We start from the raw sequence: 20,816 nt of genomic DNA on the forward strand, positions 1-20,816 counted from the left end.
CACCACCGACCCTATCCGAGCCACCACGCGAAGGAGAGGCCGGGTGGGTTACCCAACCGTGACTAAGGTCCCGACCTAAGAGTTAATTCAAAACCTTTGGAAAGTACGCGTTAGCGCAGGTCCCCGCTTACCAGCGCGATCTTCCCGCGACGAACGGCCGTTGCGCGCCCATCGCGTGTAGCGCTGGGTAACGCTCAGACCCCCCTCAGCAGGCCATCATTTCCGGGGTCACCGCGGCCTCGGTGTCGGGGATGCCCAAGTCCCGGGCCCGCTTGTCGGCCAGGGCCAGCAGGCGGCGGATGCGGCCGGCGATCGCGTCCTTGGTCAGCGGCGGGTCGGCCAGCGCGCCCAGCTCCTCCAGCGACGCCTGGCGGTGCTCCAGGCGGAGGCGGCCGGCGCTGGTCAGGTGGTTGGGAGCCTCCTCGGCGAGGATCTCCAGGGCGCGGGTGACCCGCGCGGCCGCCGCCACCGCGGCCCGGGCCGAGCGGCGCAGGTTGGCGTCGTCGAAGTTGGCCAGCCGGTTGGCGGTCGCCCGGACCTCGCGGCGGACCCGGCGCTCCTCCCAGGCCAGCACGCTGGCGTGGGCGCCGATCCGGGTGAGCAGCGCGGCGATCGCGTCGCCGTCCTTGATCACGACCCGGTCGACCCCGCGGACCTCGCGTTCCTTGGCGGTGATGCCGATCCGGCGGGCCGCGCCGCGCAGGGCCAGCGCCGCCTCGGGGCCGGGGCAGGTGATCTCCAGGGCGCTGGAGCGACCGGGCTCGGTGAGCGAGCCGTGCGCCATGAAGGCGCCGCGCCAGGCCGCCACCGCGCAGCAGACGTTGGCCGAGACCACGTGCGGCGGGAGCCCGCGGACCGGACGGCCGCGCACGTCGAGCAGGCCGGTCTGGCGGGCCAGGGCCTCGCCGTCCTTGACGATCCGGACGATGTAGTGGCTGCCCTTGCGCAGGCCGCCGGAGGCCAGCACGTGCACCTCGCTGGGGTAGCCGTAGACGTCGGCGATCTCCCGCCGCAGCCGCCGGGCCACCGCGCCGGTGTCCAGCTCCGCCTCGACCACCACCCGGCCGGAGACGATGTGCAGGCCGCCCGCGAACCTCAGCAGGGCCGCCATCTCCGCCCGCCGGCAGCACGGCTTGGGCACGTCGACCCGGCTCAGCTCATCTTTGACCGCTGCCGTCATCGCCATCGTGATGTCACCTCATGCGCCGGATCTTGAACAGGGTGTGCCGCAATACGCCGTCTGCTTAACGAGCGGCGCCCAATACTGGCACCAGTGCAACGCCCAACGACTCAGGATCATGCCTGGGGCTGCCGTCCGCAACGGCCAACGGTGCCAACACCAGACGAGCGCCCAAGGTTTCGGCCGCCCGGTGCACCGGTTCCGGTTCGCCCACCCATTTCGCGTCGGCCAGCACCGTATCGGCCCGCAGAGCAGGTAAATACCACCTCAGGGCGGCCAGGTGGTCGGCCACCGAGAGGCCCAGGGTCTCGTTGTCGGCGGCCAGGTTGAGGGTGACCAGCCGGCGGGCCGGGCTGGTGATGATCGCCTCGGCCAGCCGGGGCACCAGCAGGTGCGGAAGAACACTCGTGTACCAGCTGCCGGGGCCGAAGATCAGCCAGTCGGCGGCCCGGATCGCCTCGATCGCCTGCTCGCAGACGGGCGGGTCGGCCGGTTCGAGGCGGACCGCCTCGACGTGCCCGAGCGCCACCGCGACCGCGTGCTGCCCCTGCACGGTGACCACCTCGCCGGGCCGCGCCGGGTCGGCGCCGAGCACGTCGGCCTCGATGCCGACCGCGTGCCGGGCCATCGGCAGCACCCGGCCCCGCGCACCGACCATGGCGGCGGCGTGGTCGAGGGCGTCGACCGGGTCGCCGAGCATCTCCATCAGGCCGAGCAGCAGAAGGTTGCCGACCGCGTGCCCGGCGAGCGAGTCGCTGCCGCCGAAGCGATATTGCAACAGCTGGGCGGTGCGCTGCCGGGACGGGTCGTCCGCGGCCAGCGCGGCGAGGGCCTGGCGCAGGTCGCCCGGGGGCAGCAGGGCGTCCCGTTCGGCGCGCAGCCGGCCGCTGGAGCCGCCGTCGTCGCCGACCGTGACGATCGCGGTGATGTCCAGGTCGATCTGCTTGGCCGCGTGCCGCAGGGCGCGGAGCGAGGCACCGAGCCCGTGCCCGCCGCCGAACGCGACCACCCGGACGGCCGTCACTCCCGCCCCAGGTCGCGGTGCGAGGAGTGGGCCGCGAGCCGCATGTCGCGCAGCTGGGCGGTGAGCTCCTCGGTGATCGCGACGCTGCGGTGCTTGCCGCCGGTGCAGCCGACCGCGACGGTGAGGTAGCGCTTGCCCTCGCGCTCGAAGCCGGGTGCGGTCGAGGCGATCAGGCCGGCGTAGGTGCTGACGAACGTGCTCGCGCCCTCCTGGTCGAGGACGTACTTGCTGACCGCGTCCTCCAGGCCGGTGTGGTCGCGCAGGTCGGGCACCCAGAACGGGTTGGGCAGGAAGCGGGCGTCGAGCACGTAGTCGGCGTCCGGCGGCAGGCCGTACTTGAAGCCGAAGGACAGCACGGTGATCCGCAGCTTGCGCACGTCCTCGCCGCCGAAGAGTTCCTCGACCCGGCGGCGCAGCTGGTTCACGTTCAGGTGGCTGGTGTCGATGATCACGTCGGACTGCTCGCGGGCCTCGGCGAGCAGCTTGCGCTCGGCCGCGATGCCGTCGGCGAGCCGGCCGTCGCCCTGCAGCGGGTGCGAGCGGCGCACCGACTCGAAGCGGCGGATCAGCACCTCGTCGTCGGCGTCGACGAAGACCACCCGCGGCGAGAAGCCCCGCTCCTTGAGCGCGCGGACGGCGCCGGCCAGGTCGGTGGAGAAGGCGCGGCTGCGCACGTCGAGCACCATGGCGGTGCGCCGGGCGGCCCCGCCGGCCTGGAAGGCGAGCTGGGCCATGTCGAGCATCAGCGCCTGCGGCAGGTTGTCCACCACGTAGAAGCCCACGTTTTCCAGGGCGCGGGCCACCGTGCTGCGCCCGCCGCCGGACACGCCGGTCACGACCACCAGGTCGGTGGCCACCTCGTCCGGGTCCACCGCGTCAGCGAACTCGGGCAACGACTCGGTCACGCAAGCCTCCGAGGCTCATCGAACGGACACCCCATCCACCGCCCCGCCACCACCCTTGACAGGACTGAAGGCAACCATCCTAGGCCGACCCGCTCGTCTCGGTCTGCTGGACCACCGGGTTGAGTGCGGCCAGGACCGACTCGGCGGTGACGCGACCGATGCCGGGCACCTCGGCGATCTCTTCAGGAGTGGCCGCGGCCAGCCTCTTCAGTGAGCCGAAGTGCCGCAACAGGGCCTTTCGCCTGGTCTCGCCGAGGCCGGGCACGTCGTCCAGCGCGGACGTGGTCATCCGCTTCGAGCGGCGCTGCCGGTGGAACGTGATGGCGAACCGGTGCGCCTCGTCGCGGACCCGCTGCAGCAGGTAGAGCGCCTCGGACGTGCGCGGCAGGATGACCGGGAAATCGTCCCCCGGCAGCCACACCTCCTCGAGCCGCTTCGCCAGCCCGCACAGCGCCACATCGGTGATGCCCATGTCGGACAGCACCGCCGCGACCGCGTTGACCTGCGGCTGGCCACCGTCCACCACGACCAGCTGGGGTGGATAGGCGAACCGCCGCGGCTTACCGGTCAGCGGGTCGATGCCGGGCAGGTCGTCGTCGTCGCGCTGCTCGTCCACGATGGCCTGTGCCTTGTAGCGGGCGAACCGGCGGCGCATGACCTCGCTCATCGCGGACAGATCGTCCGTGCCGCTGCCGTCGGCGTTGCCGCGGACCGCGAACCGCCGATATTCACTCTTGCGGGCCAGGCCGTCCTCGAAGACCACCATGGACGCGACCACGTCGGTGCCCTGGATCTGGGACACGTCGAAGCACTCGATGCGCAGCGGCGCCGTCTCCATCCCGAGCGCCTCGGCGATCTCGTCGAGCGCCTTGCTGCGGGTGGTCAGGTCGCCGGCCCGGCGCAGCTTGTGCCGCTGCAACGACTCCCCCGCGTTGCGCGCCACCGTCTCCATCAGCGACTTCTTGTCGCCGCGCTGCGGCACCCGCAGCTGCACCCGGCTGCCGCGATGGTCGGAGAGCCAGTCGGCGAGCGCGGCCGCGTCGTCGGGCAGGGCCGGCACCAGCAACTCGCGCGGGACGTCGCCCTCGCCCTGGGTGTCGCCGTACATCTGGGAGCAGAAGTGGTGCACCAGGTCGCCGGTGCTCAGGTCCTCCACCTTCTCCACCACCCAGCCGCGCTGGCCGCGCACCCGGCCGTCGCGCACGTGGAACACCTGCACGGCCGCCTCGAGCGGGTCCTCGGCGAAGGCGACCACGTCGGCGTCGGTGCCGTCGCCGAGCACCACGGTCTGCTTCTCCATGGCGCGGCGCAGGGCGGCGATGTCGTCGCGGAGCCGGGCCGCGCGCTCGAACTCGAGCTCCTCGGAGGCCTGCATCATGTCGCGCTCGAGCCGCTTGACGAAGGCGTCGGTGCGCCCGGCCATGAAGTCGCAGAAGTCGTCGACGATCGCCCGGTGCTGCTCGGCGGTGACCTGGCCGGTGCAGGGGGCCGAGCACTTCCCGATGTAACCCAGCAGGCAGGGGCGGCCGATCTGGCCGGACCGCTTGAAGACGCCGGACGAGCAGGTGCGCGCCGGGAAGACCCGCAGCAGCAGGTCGAGGGTCTCGCGGATGGCCCAGGCGTGCGAGTAGGGCCCGAAATAGCGCACGCCCTTGCGCTTGGCGCCGCGCATCACCTGCAGGCGGGGGAACTCCTCGTTGAGGGTGACCGCGAGGAACGGGTAGGACTTGTCGTCCCGGTATTTCACGTTGAAGCGCGGGTCGAACTCCTTGATCCAGGAGAACTCCAGCTGCAGCGCCTCGACCTCGGTGCCGACCGTCACCCAGTCGACGCTCGCCGCGGTGGTGACCATCTGCTGCGTGCGGGCGTGCAACGACCAGGTGTCCGCGAAATAGGAATTGAGGCGGTTCCGCAGATTTTTCGCCTTGCCGACGTAGATGACGCGGCCGGTCGGATCGCGGAAGCGATAGACACCGGGAGAGTCGGGGATGCTGCCCGGTGCGGGGCGGTACGTGGACGGGTCTGGCACGGGCTCAACAGTAATCCGGGCCTCTGACATTATTGTCCGACCGGAGGTCCGTTGCCGCCGCCACGGCGTCGGACCTCCGGCCGTAACGCATCAGGCCTTGACGATGTTGGCGCCGTCCGCCTTGACCTTGGTCTCGGTCAGCGCCTTCTTCGCCGGTCCGGCGGTCGGCTCACCGGTCTCGATGGAGTACTGCGCGCCGTGGCACGGGCAGCTGATCACGCCGCCGTCCACTTTGCTGACATCGCAGCCGGCGTGCGTGCAGACCTTGCTGAACGCCTTGAAGGTGCCGGCGGTCGGCTGGGTGATCACGAAGTCGGCGGTGATGATGCCGCCGCCCTCGGGCACGTCGGCCGTCGACGCCAGCGCGCTGCCGCCGGTGGTGCCGCCACCCGTAGCGGCGCCGGTGCCGGTGCCCGTGCCGGTGCCGGCCGCGGTGCTGCCGGCCGGGCCCGGGTTGTTCGAGAAGTCGGTGCCGTTCGTGTTGGTGGTGCTGGTACCGCAGGCGGCCAGGACCGCGCCGGCGCCGAGCCCGCCGGCGCCGAGCAGAACACACCGGCGCGTCGAGGCCGCGCCCAGACGGCCCGGCGGCTCCTCGGTCGGGAGCACAGTGTCGGTCGTCGTCTGCACGTCTGTCATCGGTAAGCCCTCCAGTGCATGTCCGCGCTAGTGGTCACGCGGCGTCGCAGTTGTGTACGCGGTCGCAGCCGAGCCGGTTCAAGGGTTCCCGCGAATTGTCCGCCGCGGGTGTGGCTCTTTCCTCGTTTTTAGATGTCTTTGCCCGGCGCCTTTGCCAAGCCGTAACACCACGAGGCGGCGGCGGATCGAACCTATGGGCTCGACCCGCCGCCGTTGCTATGAGTCACCTGTGACCTTGCTGAAACTTTACGCTTCAACCAGCCCGGCTTCAGTCCGGCCGAGGTCAGACGGCTGCTTTCGCCTTGGCGCGGCTGGTCCGCGGCTTGGCGGCCGCCTTGGGCGCCGGCGTTCCGTTCGCCTTGGCCGCCCGCGCGATCGCGGCGGCCGCACCGGCCGGCTCGCCCTGCAGACCGAGCATGTGCCGCAGGAACTGGCCGGTGTGACTCTCCGGCACCTCGGCCAACTCCTCCGGGGTGCCGGTGGCCAGCACCAGGCCGCCCTTGCTGCCGCCCTCCGGGCCCATGTCGATCAGCCAGTCGGCGGTCTTGATCACGTCGAGGTTGTGTTCGATGGTGATCACCGTGTTGCCCTTGTCGACCAGGCCGTTGAGCACCAGCAGCAGCTTGCGGATGTCCTCGAAGTGCAGGCCGGTGGTCGGCTCGTCGAGCACGTAGACGGTGCGGCCGGTGGACCGCTTCTGCAGCTCGGACGCGAGCTTGACGCGCTGCGCCTCGCCGCCGGACAGGGTCGGCGCGGGCTGGCCCAGCCGGACGTAGCCGAGGCCGACGTCGACGAGCGTCTTGAGGTGCCGGTGGATCGAGGTGATCGGCTCGAAGAAGGTCGCGGCCTCCTCGATCGGCATCTCCAGGACCTCGGAGATCGTCTTGCCCTTGTAGTGCACCTCGAGGGTCTCCCGGTTGTACCGCGCGCCCTTGCACACCTCGCAGGGGACGTAGACGTCCGGCAGGAAGTTCATCTCGATCTTGATGGTGCCGTCGCCGGCGCAGTTCTCGCAGCGGCCGCCCTTGACGTTGAACGAGAACCGGCCCGGGCCGTAGCCGCGCACCTTGGCCTCGACGGTCTCCGCGAACAGCTTGCGGATGTTGTCGAAGACACCGGTGTAGGTGGCCGGGTTGGAGCGCGGTGTGCGGCCGATCGGCGACTGGTCGACGCCGACCACCTTGTCGACGTTTTCCAGGCCGGTGAGCCGGGTGTGCCGGCCGGGGACCATCCGGGCGCCGTTGACCTGGTTGGCCAGCACCGTGTAGAGGATGTCGTTGACCAGGGTGGACTTGCCCGAGCCGCTGACCCCGGTGACCGCGATGAACTGGCCGAGCGGGAAGCCGACGGTCAGGTTGCGCAGGTTGTGCTCGCGGGCGCCCTGCACCACCAGCTCGCGGCCGGCGGTCTGCGGGCGCCGGGTGCGCGGGGTCGGGATCGACTTGCGGCCGGACAGGTAGGCGCCGGTCGGCGAGTTCTCGTTGGCCAGCAGGCCCTCGACCGAGCCGCTGTGCACGATGTTGCCGCCGTGCTCGCCGGCCCCGGGGCCGATGTCGACGATCCAGTCGGCGGTGCGGATGGTGTCCTCGTCGTGCTCGACCACGATCAGCGTGTTGCCCAGCTTCTTCAGCCGGACCAGGGTCTCGATCAGCCGGTGGTTGTCGCGCTGGTGCAGGCCGATCGACGGCTCGTCCAGCACGTAGAGCACGCCGACCAGGCCGGAACCGATCTGGGTGGCGAGTCGGATGCGCTGGGCCTCACCGCCGGAGAGGGTGCCGGCGCCACGGTCGAGCGACAGGTATTCGAGGCCGACGTCGACCAGGAAGCGCAGCCGGGCGTTGATCTCCTTGAGCACCCGCTCGGCGATCATCTTCTGCCGGTCGTCGAGCTCGATGGTGGCCAGCAGTTCGGCGCAGTCGCCGATCGACAGGTTGCAGACCTCGGCGATGCTCTTGCCGGCGATCGTCACCGCGAGGACCTCGGGCTTGAGGCGGGTGCCGCCGCAGACCGGGCACGGCACGTCGCGCATGTAGCCCTCGTACTTGTCCCGGGACCAGTCGCTCTCGGTGTCGTTGTGCCGGCGCTCGATCCACTGGATCACGCCCTCGAACCCGGTGTAGTAGGAGCGCTCGCGCCCGTACTTGTTGCGGTAGCGGACGTGGACCTGGTCTTCCGAGCCGTAGAGGACCGTCTTCTGCGCGCGGGCCGGCAGCGACCGCCACGGGGTGTCGACCGAGAACTTCTCCGCCTGCGCGAGGGCCTCGATCAGCCGCAGGAAGTATTCCTGGGTCTGGCCGCCGGCCCAGGGCTGGATCGCGCCGTCGCGGAGGCTGCGCTCCACGTCCGGGATGATCAGCTCCGGGTCGACCTCCTTCTTGGTGCCGAGGCCGGTGCACTCGGGGCAGGCGCCGTAGGGCGCGTTGAACGAGAAGACCCGGGGCTCGAGGTCCTCGATCGCCAGGGGGTGGTCGTTGGGGCAGGCCAGGTGCTCGGAGAAGCGGCGCTCGCGGGCCGGGTCGTCCTCGGCCAGGTCGACGAAGTCGAGCAGCACGATGCCGCCGGCCAGGCCGAGCGCGGCCTCGACCGAGTCGGTCAGGCGCTGCTTGCTGGACGCCTTGACGCTGAGCCGGTCGATCACCACCTCGATGGTGTGCTTCTCCTGCTTCTTGAGCTTCGGCGGCTCGGTGAGCGGGTGCACCACGCCGTCGACCCGGGCCCGGGCGTAGCCCTTGGCCTGCAGCTCGGCGAAGAGGTCGACGTATTCGCCCTTGCGGCCGCGGATCACCGGGGCGAGCACCATGAAGCGGGTGCCCTCGGTCATCGCGAGGACCCGGTCGACGATCTGCTGCGGCGTCTGCTTGCTGATCCGCTCACCGCAGACCGGGCAGTGCGGGATGCCGGTGCGGGCGAAGAGCAGGCGCAGGTAGTCGTAGACCTCGGTGATGGTGCCCACCGTCGAGCGCGGGTTGCGCGAGGTCGACTTCTGGTCGATCGAGACGGCCGGCGACAGGCCCTCGATGAAGTCGACGTCGGGCTTGTCCATCTGCCCGAGGAACTGCCGTGCGTACGACGACAGCGACTCGACGTATCTCCGCTGGCCCTCGGCGAAGATCGTGTCGAACGCGAGGCTGGACTTGCCCGAGCCGGACAGGCCCGTGAAGACGATCATCGCGTCGCGGGGCAGGTCGAGGTTGACGTCGCGCAGGTTGTGTTCGCGCGCGCCTCGAATGATCAAACGGTCGGCCACCAGCCAGCCTCTCCGTACAGGTGTATGAGTCGAGCAAAGCCGCGGCCACTCTAGCCATGGGGTACGACAAGTTTTCGCCGCAACAGGCTTGCCCAGGTGCAGCGCCATCCACATGCCGCACATTCCCCGCACGTCAGGCTGTCTTTAGGCCTCTTTTGGGTGGCGGGCGGGGCGGTCGGATGGGGCACTAACTCACCCGATAGAGGGAACCGGCAGATAGCGTACGTCCCAGATCTGCACTCCGCCCACCAGCTGCGGCTCGCCCAGCGCGGACGTGAGGACCGCCTGGAGCAGGTTGCCGTTGCGGGTGTTCGGCACCAGCACCACCACCGCGGCCCGCCAGTAGGTCAGGTCCTGCTTGACCCGGATCTTCATGCCCTCGGTCATCACCGGCATCTTGCCGCTCTCCCGGACCCACCAGAGAAGCTGCGAGGTCCAGCGCGGCGGCGCGCTCCACGAGCCGGTGTCGTCGGCCGGCGGGTTGGCCGGGCCCATGAAGTAGCCGCGCGGCGACGAGTACGCGAAATTCATCAGGGTCACCCAGCGCTGGCCGGTGCGGCCGGTGGTCACGTCCGGCAGCGGCACGGTGACCAGGCTCCGGTCGTCCGGCACGTACTGCTTCCAGGTGCCCTCGGTGAGGAACGGCGGCAGCGGATCCCCGCCGACGATCGGCAGCGGCTTCGGGAAGAGCGGCACCAGCGCCAGCACCAGCCCGGCCAGGAACACCCGGCGGCCGATGACCGGCATGTCACGCATCCGGTCGGCGGCCAGCGCCAGCAGCACCCCGACGATCGTCGAGGTCACCATCGCGAACCGGGTCACGCTCACCAGGTCGATCACCGGGATGTGACTGATCAGGCCGAACGGCAGCGCGATCGAGGTGTCGTGGCCGTAGATCCGCAGCCGCGGGCCGAACGACATGAGCAGCAGCACCAGGGCCGAGATCCCGGCGGCCCGGGCGGCCACCGAGCGGCGCAGCACGATCAGCGAGACCACGATCATGATCAGGCCGAACGGGCCGAAGAACGTGTTGTCCTCGGTGGCGCTGACGCTCATGCGCCGGGTCAGCTCGGCGTTGCCGGCCAGCGACTGCCGCGCGAACCCGGCCACCGAGAACAGGTCGGTCACGTACTTGTCCGGCTCGAACGGCTGCCCGTGGTAGTGGCCGGTGTGGAAGAACTGCCAGTACAGCGGGAAGGCCAGCAGGACCAGCGAGAGCAGGCCCGCGACGCCGAGGCCGGGCAGCAGGTGCCGCGCGTCGCGCAGGGCGCGGCGCGGTGCCATCGCGGCGTACGCGACGACGAAGACGCCCAGGGCGAGGGCGGTGAAGAGCAGCGCCTCCTCGTTGATGAACACCTGCACGACGATCAGCGCGGCCAGGATGAGCCCGCCCCGGATCGCCCGGCCGGGCTCGCGCAGCCGCAGCACCTGCACCACGATGAACGGGATCACGAACTGGTCGACGAAGTTCACGTGCCCGTTCGCGTGCGACACCATCGCCGGGCAGAACCCGCACCACAGGCCGCCCAGCCAGGCCGCGACCCGGCTGGTCACCAGATGCCGGGAAAGCACCCAGTACCACGCCCAGGCGGTGCCGGCCAGGCCCAGCGTGATCAGGAACGCGACCGTCACGCCGGCGCCGAAGAAGTGGGTGACCGGCGCCATCGGCAGGCTCAGCGCCAGCAGCGCCGTGTTCGCCATCATGTTCACGCCGTCCGGCACGTTCAGCCGGTAGGTGTAGAGCGGGTTGTCGCCGTTGAAGACGACCCGCTCACCGTGCGCGATCATGAACAGGAAGATGCCGTGGTCGTCGTCGTTGCTGGCCAGGATCCGGCCGTTCGGGTCGCGCCAGAGCTGGATCATCACCAGAACCGACAGGACCACGTAATTCAGTGGTGCCAGCAGATCGGCACGGCGGCCCGGCGCGGCGGCCGGCTCCGGGGTTTCGGGGACGGCTTTATCCTCGACGACCTCGTCCACCGCGCGCATCGCAGCATTCTTGCAGAGCCACGCTCAGGTCCGGCGGTGGCGGTGACCGGCGGCACCGGCCACCCGGGCCTGCCGGCGGGCGCTCTCCACCTCCACCTCGTGGTGCAGCTTGCGCCAGCTGGCCAGCCGGCGCGGGGCCAGCGAGCCGTTGGCGATCGCGGCGACGACCGCGCAGCCGGGCTCGGCGCCGTGCCGGCAGTCCCCGAACCGGCAGTGCGCGGCCAGCTCGGCGATGTCGGCGAAGGCCCGGTCGAGCCCGCCGGCCGTGTCGAGCAGGCCGACACCCCGGATGCCCGGGGTGTCGAGGACCGCGCCACCGCCGGGCAGCGGCACCAGGTTGCGGTAGGCGGTGGTGTGCCGGCCCTTGCCGTCCGCGTCCCGGATCGCCTGCACCGGCATCACGGCGGTGCCGGCCAGGGCGTTGACCAGGGTCGACTTGCCGGCCCCGGAACGGCCCAGCAACGCGAGGGTGCGGCCGCCGGCCACATAAGTGCGCAAAGTGTCGATGCCTGTCGAAAGCCGCGTGCTCACCGAGATCACCGGCACGTCCGGCGCGAGCTCGGCGAGCTGCCGGGCCACCGCGGCCGGATCGCGGGAGGTGTCGCTCTTGCTCAGGACGAGCAGGGGTTTCGCGCCCGACTCCCAGGCCAGCGCCAGTAGTCGCTCGACCCGGGCGTCGTCCGGCTCGGGGTGGATCGGCTCGACCACGGCGACCGTGTCCATGTTTGCCGCCAGCAGCTGGCCGGTGGCGTCCTTGTCGGAGGTGCGGCGGATCAGTGCGGTCTTTCGCGGCAGCACCAGCTCGATGGTCACCCGGCGGTCGGGCCAGCGGCGGGTCACCACCCAGTCGCCGGCGCAGGGCAGATTGACCGGGTCCTGCGCGGCGCCGAGCAGCACGCTGCCGGCCAGCGTGGCCCGGGTGACGCCGGTCTCGCCCAGCACGGTGCAGACGCCGCGATCGGCACGCAGCACCCGGGCCGGAAAGGCGTCGGGACGGTCGAAAGGACGGTACGAGGATGCGAACGTGTCGTCCCACCCGAGGTGGGACAGGTCGTACGACATGAGAACCCTTTGCGGGACGGGAGGGCGCCTGGCCGCGGGGTCAGGCGTGGCCCTCCGGATGAAGGGACACGACAACGTCGGAAAGCACGGTGCCCACCTCCTCCGCGGGTCGGATCGGCGTGTCTGCAACGACGGTACGGCGGCCCGCCACCTCAGCGAAAGCGAATTCTGTGCCGCTAGGGTGACCAGGTGACAGCGACATCTTCGCCATGCCTTCCTGGCCCTCGCTTCGCTCGGTGCAGTCAGTCATGACCATGGACCCACTCGTTCTCCTTACCGATGTCGACCGGGCGACCGAAGCCCTGATCAGGACGGCCTCGGATCTCGATCCGGCGGTGGTGTCGCAGCCGTCGCTGCTGCCCGGCTGGACGGTCGGGCACGTGCTCACCCACGTCGCCCGCAACGCCGACGCGTACACCCGGCTGCTCACCGGGGCCCGGACCGGCACCCAGGCCGAGGCGTACGCGCCGGGGCAGCGCGACGCCGACATCGAGGCCGGCGCCGGCCGGCCGCTGCGCGAGCAGATCATCGACATCCGCGACTCGCACGAGCGTTTCGCCGACGCGGGCGCGGCCATGCCGGCCGAGGCCTGGACGTTCCACCTCGACTTCATCCGGATGCCGGCGGCCGGCGCACCGTGGGCCCGGCTGCGCGAGGTCGAGGTGCACCACGTCGACCTGGCGCTGTCCTACACGCCGGCCGACTGGACCGACGCGTTCGCGCTGCGGCTGCTCCGCGAGATCGTCACCACCGCCGGCCCGGACGCACCGCCGATGATGCTGCGGCCGTTCGGCATCGAGCACGCGCTGACCATCGGCGACGCGGACAACCCGCCGGTGATCGGCGGCCCGACCAAGTCGATCGCCGCCTGGCTGTCCGGCCGCGGCGACGGCACCGACCTCACCGTCGCGCCCGACGGCGAGCTGCCGATCCCCGCGAGGTGGAAGTGATCATGGCCTACACCGGAGACGTCCGCCGGGGCAGCGCCCCGGCCACCCGCACCCTCGACCACCTGACCGTGACCAAGGTGTCGGTCGGGCCCACCGACAACAACGCCTACCTGCTGCGCTGCGGCGACGACCGGGTGCTGATCGACGCCGCCAACGACGCGCCGGCCCTGCTCGAGCTGATCGGCGAGGCCGGTATCCGCGCGGTGATCACCACCCACCGGCACTACGACCACTGGCAGGCCCTGGCCGCGGTGGTCGAGGCGACCGGCGCCCGCTCCCTCGCGCACGCCGCCGACGCCGCCGAGATCCCGGTGGTCACCGACACCCTCGCCGACGGCGACAAGATCCCGGTCGGCGAGGGCGAGCTCGAGGTGATCCACCTGGTCGGGCACACGCCCGGCTCGATCGCCCTGCTCTACCGCGACCCGAACGGCCACGCCCACCTGTGGACCGGGGATTCGCTGTTCCCCGGCGGGGTCGGCAACACCGGCCAGGACGCGGCCCGGTTCGGCTCGCTGATCGACGACGTCGAGCACAAGCTGTTCGACCGGCTGCCCGACGACACCTGGTTCTACCCGGGCCACGGCAAAGACTCCACGCTCGGCACCGAGCGCCCGCACCTGGCCGAGTGGCGCGAACGCGGCTGGTGAATGCAACAGATCCGGGGTCCGGTGGTGTAGTCAGCATGTGAGCAGATTTCCGGGTGCCGACTTCGAGGCCTATGTGCGTGAGGTCAGCCCCGGGCTGCTCCGCTTCGCGCACGTGCTCACGCTGCACCGGGCCGAGGCCGAGGATCTGGCCCAGGAGACCCTGATCCGGGTCGGCCTGGCCTGGTCGCGGGTGCGGCGGGACGGCAACCCGGTCGGGTATGCCCAGCGCACGCTGCTCAACCTGTTCCTCAACCGGCGGCGCCGGCGGGCCGACATCCCGGTGGCGGCGGTGCCGGAGGTCACCGGCGAGGACGTCGCGCTCGCGGCGGTGGACGCCGCCGACGGCGTACGCAATCTGCTTGCTTCTCTTCCGCGGAAGCAGCGGGCCGCGGTGGCCATGCGATATGTCCTGGATCTGCCGGACGAGCGGATCGGTGAGCTGCTCGGGTGCAGCCCGCAGACGGTCCGGTCACAGGTGTCGCGGGGCCTTGCCGCCCTGCGCGCGCAGGAGGGGTCACGATGAGCTGGGATATTCCGGTCAGCGAGGACTTTATCCGTAAAGTTCGGGGTGGGGTGCGGCGGCGCCGCCTGATCCGCCGCGTGACGGCGGCGGCCGCGGTCCTGATCGCCGCGGGCGCCGTCACCACCGTCCACGACCGATCGCAGCAGCCGCCACCGGTGGTCGCCCCGGCGATCGGCGAGGTGCTGGACGGCTACCGCATCACCTGGCTGCCCGACGGGACCGTCCGGACCGGCCCGGACAGCGCCTTCCATGAGGAGGGCGCCAAGCCGGTGTTCCAGCTCCGGAGCCGGCGCTTCGACCGGGGCACCGGCCGGTCGCTCTGGATCTCCGTCATGCGCCCCGGGTCGAACGCCACCACCGCACAGGTCCGGGCCTGGGCCGTCACCGACGCCAAGCCGGTGAACACCTTCCCCGCACCGGCCGGCAACGCCGAATTGCTGGCGCATGCCGGCACCGAGACCACCACCTACCTGGCAGTGATCACCACCCCGGACGGGGTGGTGATCACCGTGGAGGCCACCGGATGGTTCACCGCGGCCGAGGTCGAGTCGGTCGCACGCGGGATAGACGGTTAGCCGACGCCCTGGACCGCGCCCTCGAGCACGTGCAGGCCGGCCCCGAACTCGACGAAGTCCGCGGTGGTCCAGCCGCTGGCGTCCCAGATCTGCGCCAGGAGCCAGATGCCGTCCGGCTGCTGCACCCAGAGGTTGCGGGTGGCACCGCCGTCGGTCGGGGTGTTGATCACGCCAGGCCGGCCGGCGACCGTGACGTTCGTGCCGGTGGGCGTGCGCTTGTCGTCCTTCGATTGCAGCATCACGGCGATCTTGCCGACGAAGCTGTTGACCTCTTTGTCCTTGAAGCCCTTGGGGGCGATCGTCAGGACGGATTCGTTGACGCCCTGCAGCTCCCAGCCGTCGGGCACCTTGTCGATGGTGAAGCCCTTCGGCTGCTCACCGTGGTAGGCGACGAGCCTGGCGGTGGACACCGGCGACTTCGCGGCCGGGGCCGCCGCGGTCTGGTTGCCCGGCGCGGCGGACTGGTTGGTCGTGCCGTACACCACCGCCGCGGCCAGTGCGGCCACCGCGAAGGCCGACGCACCGGCACCGCGCAGCACCCGGCGGCGGCCCAGCGCGCGCTTGCCGCGGGCGAGGTCGGCATCCGCCTGCTGGGCCGAGGTGTCGCCGGCCGACCCGGCGATCATGGACAGACGGTCCTGCAGATCCTTCATCGGATCACTCCTGTCAACGGAAGTTCCATGACCTCCCGGAGCCGGTCGAGGGCCCGGGCGGTCTGGCTTTTCACCGTTCCCTCGGAGCATCCGAGGGCGTCGGCGGTGTCGGCGACGTCCAGGTCGTAGAAGTAGCGGAACACCAGGGCGGCCCGCATCTTCGGGGGCAGCTCGCGCAGTGCCGCGCGCAGCCCGTCGGAGCGGTCGTCCAGGTATGCCGACGTCGCGTGCGGGCGGTCCGGCAGCTGGGCCATCGACCGCTCGTGGCGGCGCCACCACCGACGTTTCTCGTCGGTCAGGGCGTTCACCAGGGTGCGGCGCAGGTAGCCGTCCGGGTTGTCCGCGCGCCGGAAAGCCGGCCAGGCGACATACAGCTTGGTCAGGGTGCTTTGGACCAGATCCTCGGCCAGATGTCCGTCACCCGCCGTCAGCAAGGTCGCCGTACGCACCAACCCCGCTCGCTTCTCGAGCACGAAGCTGTGGAACTGCTCGTCACGCTCTGTCATTCACGTGCCCTCCTTCGCTCTCACAGCCCCATGACGACTGGCAGCTCCGAACGGTTGCATGGGCGCGCGAGACGGGAAGATATACATTTCCGCTCATCGCTGCGAAACGCGGGATTCCTAGCTTGTTCGTATGGCCGACATCACCTCGAGCACGCCACAGGACCTGGTCGAAGCCGCCGGCATGCCGGTCGGCAGCGGCGTCATCAAGCCCTCCTACGATCCACGGCTGACGAACGAGGACCTCGCGCCTCTGGAGGATCAGCACTGGGGTTCCTACAACATTTTCGCGTTCTGGATGTCCGACGTGCACAGCGTCGGTGGCTACGTCACCGCGGGCAGCCTGTTCGCGCTGGGCCTGTCCAGTTGGCAGGTGCTCGTCTCGCTGGTCGTGGGCATCACGATCGTCTACTTCTTCTGCAATCTGGTGGCCAAGCCCTCCCAGCAGACCGGGGTGCCCTATCCGGTGATCAACCGGGCGGCGTTCGGGGTGCTCGGCGCGAACGTGCCGGCGATCATCCGGGGGGCGATCGCGGTCGCCTGGTACGGCATCCAGACGTACCTGGCCTCGGCGGCCCTTGATGTCGTGGTTCTGAAGATCTGGCCGGGGCTCATGCCGTACGCAGATGTCGATCTTCATGGTTTTCTCGGTCTTCCGCTGCTCGGCTGGTGCACCTACGCGATCCTGTGGGTGTTGCAGGCGGCGGTCTTCTGGACCGGCATGGAGACGATCCGACGGTTCATCGACTTCTGCGGGCCGGCCGTCTACGTGGTGATGTTCGTGCTCGCCGGTTACCTGATCTACAAGGCGGGCTGGGGCTCGATCAACCTGTCCCTCGGCGACGTGAAATACCACGGCTGGGATGCCCTGCCGATCATGCTCGGCGCCATCGCCCTGGTCGTGTCGTACTTCTCCGGGCCGATGCTGAATTTCGGTGACTTCTCCAGATATGGGAAGTCGTTCAAGGCGGTCAAGACCGGCAACCTGCTCGGGCTGCCGCTCAACTTCCTGATGTTCTCGATCCTGGTCGTCGTCACCGCGTCGCTGACCATCCCGGTCTTCGGCGAGTTGATCACCGACCCGGTCTCCACCGTGGCGCGCATCGACAGCACGTTCGCGATCGTGCTCGGCGCCCTGACCTTCACCATCGCCACGATCGGCATCAACATCGTCGCCAACTTCATCTCGCCGGCGTTCGACTTCTCCAACGTCTCCCCGCAGCGGATCAGCTGGCGGGCCGGCGGCATGATCGCCGCGGTCGGCTCGGTGCTGATCACCCCGTGGAACCTCTACAACAACCCGGACGTCATCCACTACACCCTGGAAACCCTCGGTGCCTTCATCGGACCGCTGTTCGGGGTGCTGATCGCCGACTTCTACCTGGTGCGCCGGCAGCAGGTGGACGTGGACGACATGTTCACCATGGAGCCCACCGGCCGGTACTTCTACCGCAAGGGCGTCAACCCGGCGGCGGTCATCGCCACCGCGGCCGGCGCGGTCGTGGCGATGATCCCGGTGCTCTGGACCGGCGGCCCGCACATGCACACCCTGGCCCAGTACAGCTGGTTCATCGGCATGGGCCTCGGCCTGGTCGTCTACCTGGCCCTGGTCCCGGCGACCAACGTCAAGCAGCTCAGCCGGGTCCCGGTCTGATGCTCGTCCGGGTCGTCAACCCCAACACCACGGAGTCGATGACCGCATTGATCGAGGCGACCGCCCGGGCCGTGACCGGCCCGGGCGTCACCCTCGAGGCGGTCACGCCGGCGATGGGCCCGGCCTCGATCGAGAGCCACTACGACGAGGCGCTCGCCGTGCCCGGGCTGCTCGCGGCGGTCGCCGAGGGCGAACGGGACTTCGTCGACGGGTACGTGGTGGCCTGCTTCGGCGATCCCGGTCTCGACGCGGCCCGGGAGTTGGCGCGCGGCCCGGTGGTCGGCATCGCGGAGGCGGCGATGCACGCGGCGATGCTGGTCGGGCGGGGCTTCAGCGTGGTGACCACGCTGGATCGCACCCGCGGGCGGGCCTGGGACCTGGCCGCCCGCTACGCCCCGGCCGGCGCCTGCCGCGGGGTGTACGCCTGCGACATCCCGGTACTCGCCCTGGAGAGTGACCCCACCGTCATCGAACGGGTGGTGGCGCTGGCCCGGCTGGCCCTGGAGAAGGACGGCTCCGATGTGATCGTGCTGGGCTGCGCCGGGATGGCCGACCTGTGCGCGGCCGCCACCGCCGAGCTCGGGGTGCCGGTCATCGACGGGGTGGCCGCCGCCACGCTGCTGGTCCAGGCCCTGATCACGCTGGGGGTGGGCACGTCGAAACGCGGCGAGTACGCCGAGCCGCCGGCCAAGTCGTACACCGGACTGCTGACCCCGTTCCACCGCCCTGCTTGAAAGCGGAAGAATGGGGCGGTGAGCGTCAAGGGATACCAGGAACGGTTCGACCGGACAGCCGCCGAGTGGCGGACCGCCGACCGGGGCGAGGGCGGCGGGAACCGCGTCGAGGTCGCCCTGCTGCCGGACGGCGGCTGGGCGGTGCGCGACTCCCGCGACCCGGAGGGCCCGATCCTGTTCTTCACCCCGGCCGAGGTGCACGCGTTCGTGGCCGGCGTGAAGGACGGCGAGTTCGACACCTAGAAGTCGTTCATGAACCGGGCGGGTGGGTAAGCACAGAGTGACCGCACCCGCCACCGGAAGGACGCGAGATGACGAGCCCGGACCGCTACCCGCCGCTCGACCCCGGCGCACCGATCCCGGACGACCCGGGCGAACTCTCCCCGGACACCCCGGACACGCTGCCGCCGGCCCCGGTGGAACCGATCGTCGAGCCCACCCCGGACCGGCCGGACGAGGTGCCCGAACCGGCCTGATCATCCGGCTCGAACAGCCCGGTGTCCTGCGGCAGGGCACCGATCGCCGCCTGCAGCCGGTGATGGTGCGCGGCGAAGACGGCGGTCAGCGCGTCGGCGTCCCGGGCGCAGAAGGCGGCCAGCATGCCGGCGTGATCGGCGTGCAGCAGCGCCCGGTCGCCGCCGCCCAGGTGGGTCATCGCCTGCTGCGGCTCGGTCATGTTCCAGGCCGCGTCCAGCATGTGCAGCAGCCGCCGCATCCGGCACGGCCGGATCAGCGCCAGGTGGAAACGGCGGCTCTCCCGGTGGTAGAGCCGCCCGTCGTACGCGTCGACCGCCGCGTCCAGCGCACCGTGCGCGGCCCGCGCCTGCCGGTCGTCGTCCTCGGTGGCCAGCTCGATCGCGGCCCGCAGCGCCGCCGTCTCGAGCGCCTCCCGCACCAGATAGATCTCGGTGAACTCGTTGGCCGTCATGGTCGCCACCCGGTAGCCGCCGTTCGGCCGGTGGTCGACCAGGCCCTCGCCGATCAGCGTCATCAGTGCCTCGCGCACCGGGATCCGGCTGACCCCGAACGCCGCCGCGACCGCGTCGACCGGGATCGCCGAGCCGGGCGGCACCTCGCCGTCGAGGATGATGCCGCGCAATTCATCGACGATCGCGGCGTGCGGACTGGCCGGCGGGCGCCCGGCAAGCCGCGAGATCAGGATCGACCGGCGGCGCGGACCAGACATGCCCGGACCATAATCCGCCCTCGTTACAGCGCCGCTACGACGGCCGACGACTCCACCGGAATCGAGAACATCGGGAAGTCGTACGCGATCGCGTTGTCGTGCGCCTCCGGCGAGGTGGCCGCCATGCAGTCGGTGACGGTGATGACCCGGTACCCGTTCTCGTAGGCGCTGCGCATCGTCGACTCGACACAGCAGTTGGTCAGGAACCCGCCGATGATCACCGTCTCGATGCCCTTGCTGCGCAGGATGAAGTCGAGGTTGGTGCTGGCGAAGGTGTCCAGGCCGCGCTTGCCCTCGATGACGATGTCACTCTCGGCCGGGGCCAGCTGGTCGACGATTGCCGCACCCCAGGTGCCCTTCACGAACGCGTTGCCGTCCACGACGCCCTTGAGGATCCCGTACGGATGGCGGGTCAGCTCCCCGTAGCCGGGCGCGAACGTGATCGGCGCGTGCATGACGGTCACCCCGGCGGCCCGGGCCGCCTCGACCAGCGCCACCGTCTTGGCCAGCATCCCGGTCTTGTCCATCACCGGCGCCACCGCGCCGTGCAGGACCCCGCCCTCGCTGGTGAACTCGTTCTGGAACTCGATCAGCACGACCGCCGTCTTCGCCGGGTCGAGCTGCAGTGTCTCCGTCATGGCACGCCTCCTGTGGGCCTCGTCACTCTCGTTGCCAGGCTAGGCTCGATCACAGGGTGAAACCAGGAGGCCACGGGTGAATATGCGGCACGATCCGACGTGGGGACAGCCCCCGTCCCAGCTCCCCTCGGTCGGCCCCGGTGTGCCCGGCTGGCTGGAGGAACGCCTTTTCGACCAGCGCATCGTCATGGTCCGTGGCCTGCTCACCAACGAGGCCGCCACCGGCATCTCGGCCGCCCTGCTCACCCTCGACGCCACCGGCCCGGCGCCGATCCAGCTGCACGTGTCCGGCGACGGTGGCGAGCTGGGCGCCGCGCTCACCGTCATCGACGTGATCGACACGATGACCGCGCCGGTGCATGCGCTGGTCACGTCCCAGGCGGTCGGCGCGGTGGTGGCGGTGCTCGCGGCCGCCGACAAGCGCTCCGCCTACCGGCACGCCCGCTTCAAGCTGACCGAGCCGCACGCCGCCGGGGTGACCGGCACCGCCGACGAGGTGACCCGGGCGGCCGGCCAGCACCTGCGCGAGCTGGAGGAGATCGTGCTGCGCCTGGTCGAGGTGACCGGCCAGTCGCGCAGCCGGATCGAGGACGACCTGTCGGCCGGCCGGATCCTCAGCGCCCAGGAGGCCGTCGAATACGGCCTGATCGACGAGATCGTCGGCAAGGCATAGAAAAA

At 70.6% G+C, this 20,816-nt stretch carries 20 protein-coding genes; 8 read left to right on the forward strand and 12 right to left on the reverse strand.

Annotation, left to right across the window (positions count from 1 at the left end; translation table 11 throughout):
• Positions 1 to 205 precede the first annotated feature (205 nt).
• From whiA to rsgA, 8 genes are all read right to left on the reverse strand, one after another.
• The gene (whiA, locus tag Adu01nite_RS23195; RefSeq protein ID WP_203729144.1) at positions 206 to 1,186 is read right to left on the reverse strand and encodes a DNA-binding protein WhiA; all 981 of its coding nucleotides are present in this window, start codon (positions 1,184 to 1,186) and stop codon (positions 206 to 208) included.
• Positions 1,187 to 1,244: 58 nt separating this feature from the next.
• On the reverse strand, positions 1,245 to 2,204 hold the full coding sequence (locus tag Adu01nite_RS23200; protein ID WP_203729146.1) for a gluconeogenesis factor YvcK family protein: 960 nt from the start codon (positions 2,202 to 2,204) through the stop codon (positions 1,245 to 1,247).
• Positions 2,201 to 3,109 carry an RNase adapter RapZ gene (gene rapZ, locus Adu01nite_RS23205; protein ID WP_203729148.1) on the reverse strand — a complete coding sequence of 303 codons (909 nt, stop codon included), beginning with the start codon at positions 3,107 to 3,109 and terminating at the stop codon, positions 2,201 to 2,203. The genes Adu01nite_RS23200 and rapZ overlap by 4 nt, the downstream gene beginning before the upstream one ends.
• Positions 3,110 to 3,188: 79 nt before the next feature.
• Positions 3,189 to 5,138 carry an excinuclease ABC subunit UvrC gene (gene uvrC, locus Adu01nite_RS23210; RefSeq protein ID WP_203729150.1) on the reverse strand — a complete coding sequence of 650 codons (1,950 nt, stop codon included), beginning with the start codon at positions 5,136 to 5,138 and terminating at the stop codon, positions 3,189 to 3,191.
• A 90-nt stretch (positions 5,139 to 5,228) separates the two neighbouring features.
• Positions 5,229 to 5,774, reverse strand: coding sequence for a Rieske (2Fe-2S) protein (locus Adu01nite_RS23215; protein WP_203729152.1), 546 nt, complete (start codon positions 5,772 to 5,774; stop codon positions 5,229 to 5,231).
• 283 nt (positions 5,775 to 6,057) lie between these two features.
• The gene (gene uvrA / locus Adu01nite_RS23220) at positions 6,058 to 9,021 is read right to left on the reverse strand and encodes an excinuclease ABC subunit UvrA (protein ID WP_203729154.1); all 2,964 of its coding nucleotides are present in this window, start codon (positions 9,019 to 9,021) and stop codon (positions 6,058 to 6,060) included.
• A gap of 192 nt (positions 9,022 to 9,213) precedes the next feature.
• Positions 9,214 to 11,010: a hypothetical protein gene (locus Adu01nite_RS23225; RefSeq protein WP_203729156.1), complete on the reverse strand. Its 1,797-nt coding sequence runs from the start codon at positions 11,008 to 11,010 to the stop codon at positions 9,214 to 9,216.
• A 24-nt stretch (positions 11,011 to 11,034) separates the two neighbouring features.
• The gene (gene rsgA, locus Adu01nite_RS23230) at positions 11,035 to 12,072 is read right to left on the reverse strand and encodes a ribosome small subunit-dependent GTPase A (protein WP_203729158.1); all 1,038 of its coding nucleotides are present in this window, start codon (positions 12,070 to 12,072) and stop codon (positions 11,035 to 11,037) included.
• Positions 12,073 to 12,320: 248 nt separating this feature from the next.
• Here rsgA and Adu01nite_RS23235 point away from each other — a divergent pair, with 248 nt between their 5' ends.
• From Adu01nite_RS23235 to Adu01nite_RS23250, 4 genes are all read left to right on the forward strand, one after another.
• On the forward strand, positions 12,321 to 13,022 hold the full coding sequence (locus tag Adu01nite_RS23235) for a maleylpyruvate isomerase family mycothiol-dependent enzyme (RefSeq protein WP_203729160.1): 702 nt from the start codon (positions 12,321 to 12,323) through the stop codon (positions 13,020 to 13,022).
• 2 nt (positions 13,023 to 13,024) lie between these two features.
• On the forward strand, positions 13,025 to 13,672 hold the full coding sequence (locus Adu01nite_RS23240) for an MBL fold metallo-hydrolase (RefSeq protein ID WP_203729162.1): 648 nt from the start codon (positions 13,025 to 13,027) through the stop codon (positions 13,670 to 13,672).
• Between the two features lie 73 nt (positions 13,673 to 13,745).
• Positions 13,746 to 14,195: a sigma-70 family RNA polymerase sigma factor gene (locus tag Adu01nite_RS23245; protein WP_203729228.1), complete on the forward strand. Its 450-nt coding sequence runs from the start codon at positions 13,746 to 13,748 to the stop codon at positions 14,193 to 14,195.
• Complete coding sequence (locus tag Adu01nite_RS23250; RefSeq protein WP_203729164.1) at positions 14,192 to 14,770, forward strand: hypothetical protein; 579 nt, start codon at positions 14,192 to 14,194, stop codon at positions 14,768 to 14,770. The genes Adu01nite_RS23245 and Adu01nite_RS23250 overlap by 4 nt, the downstream gene beginning before the upstream one ends.
• Here Adu01nite_RS23250 and Adu01nite_RS23255 read toward each other — a convergent pair.
• A complete protein-coding gene (locus tag Adu01nite_RS23255) occupies positions 14,767 to 15,423 on the reverse strand; it encodes a hypothetical protein (protein ID WP_203729166.1) in 657 nt (218 codons plus the stop codon). The two genes, Adu01nite_RS23250 and Adu01nite_RS23255, sit on opposite strands and share 4 nt — an antisense overlap.
• Positions 15,420 to 15,929, reverse strand: a complete 510-nt coding sequence (locus Adu01nite_RS23260) for a SigE family RNA polymerase sigma factor (protein ID WP_203729168.1) — start codon at positions 15,927 to 15,929, stop codon at positions 15,420 to 15,422. The genes Adu01nite_RS23255 and Adu01nite_RS23260 overlap by 4 nt, the downstream gene beginning before the upstream one ends.
• Before the next feature lie 130 nt (positions 15,930 to 16,059).
• On the opposite strand from Adu01nite_RS23260, the gene Adu01nite_RS23265 reads away from it, so the two are divergent.
• From Adu01nite_RS23265 to Adu01nite_RS23275, 3 genes are read left to right on the forward strand one after another with little or no spacing between them, the layout of a single operon-like run.
• Entirely contained in the window at positions 16,060 to 17,580 is a 1,521-nt protein-coding gene (locus Adu01nite_RS23265) for an NCS1 family nucleobase:cation symporter-1 (protein ID WP_203729170.1), read from the forward strand.
• Entirely contained in the window at positions 17,580 to 18,314 is a 735-nt protein-coding gene (locus Adu01nite_RS23270; protein WP_203729172.1) for an aspartate/glutamate racemase family protein, read from the forward strand. The genes Adu01nite_RS23265 and Adu01nite_RS23270 overlap by 1 nt, the downstream gene beginning before the upstream one ends.
• Before the next feature lie 18 nt (positions 18,315 to 18,332).
• On the forward strand, positions 18,333 to 18,557 hold the full coding sequence (locus tag Adu01nite_RS23275) for a DUF397 domain-containing protein (protein ID WP_203729174.1): 225 nt from the start codon (positions 18,333 to 18,335) through the stop codon (positions 18,555 to 18,557).
• Between the two features lie 85 nt (positions 18,558 to 18,642).
• Here the strand turns inward: Adu01nite_RS23275 and Adu01nite_RS23280 are convergent, their stop codons facing one another.
• Both Adu01nite_RS23280 and Adu01nite_RS23285 read right to left on the reverse strand, forming a co-directional pair.
• The gene (locus Adu01nite_RS23280; RefSeq protein WP_239132635.1) at positions 18,643 to 19,500 is read right to left on the reverse strand and encodes a GntR family transcriptional regulator; all 858 of its coding nucleotides are present in this window, start codon (positions 19,498 to 19,500) and stop codon (positions 18,643 to 18,645) included.
• A gap of 23 nt (positions 19,501 to 19,523) precedes the next feature.
• Complete coding sequence (locus Adu01nite_RS23285) at positions 19,524 to 20,138, reverse strand: cysteine hydrolase family protein (protein ID WP_203729176.1); 615 nt, start codon at positions 20,136 to 20,138, stop codon at positions 19,524 to 19,526.
• A gap of 82 nt (positions 20,139 to 20,220) precedes the next feature.
• Between Adu01nite_RS23285 and Adu01nite_RS23290 the strand changes: the two genes are divergently transcribed.
• On the forward strand, positions 20,221 to 20,811 hold the full coding sequence (locus tag Adu01nite_RS23290; protein ID WP_239132639.1) for an ATP-dependent Clp protease proteolytic subunit: 591 nt from the start codon (positions 20,221 to 20,223) through the stop codon (positions 20,809 to 20,811).
• Positions 20,812 to 20,816 lie beyond the last annotated feature (5 nt).

The sequence above is a fragment of the Paractinoplanes durhamensis genome, from assembly GCF_016862175.1.
In the GTDB taxonomy this organism is placed as follows: Bacteria; Actinomycetota; Actinomycetes; order Mycobacteriales; family Micromonosporaceae; genus Actinoplanes; species Actinoplanes durhamensis.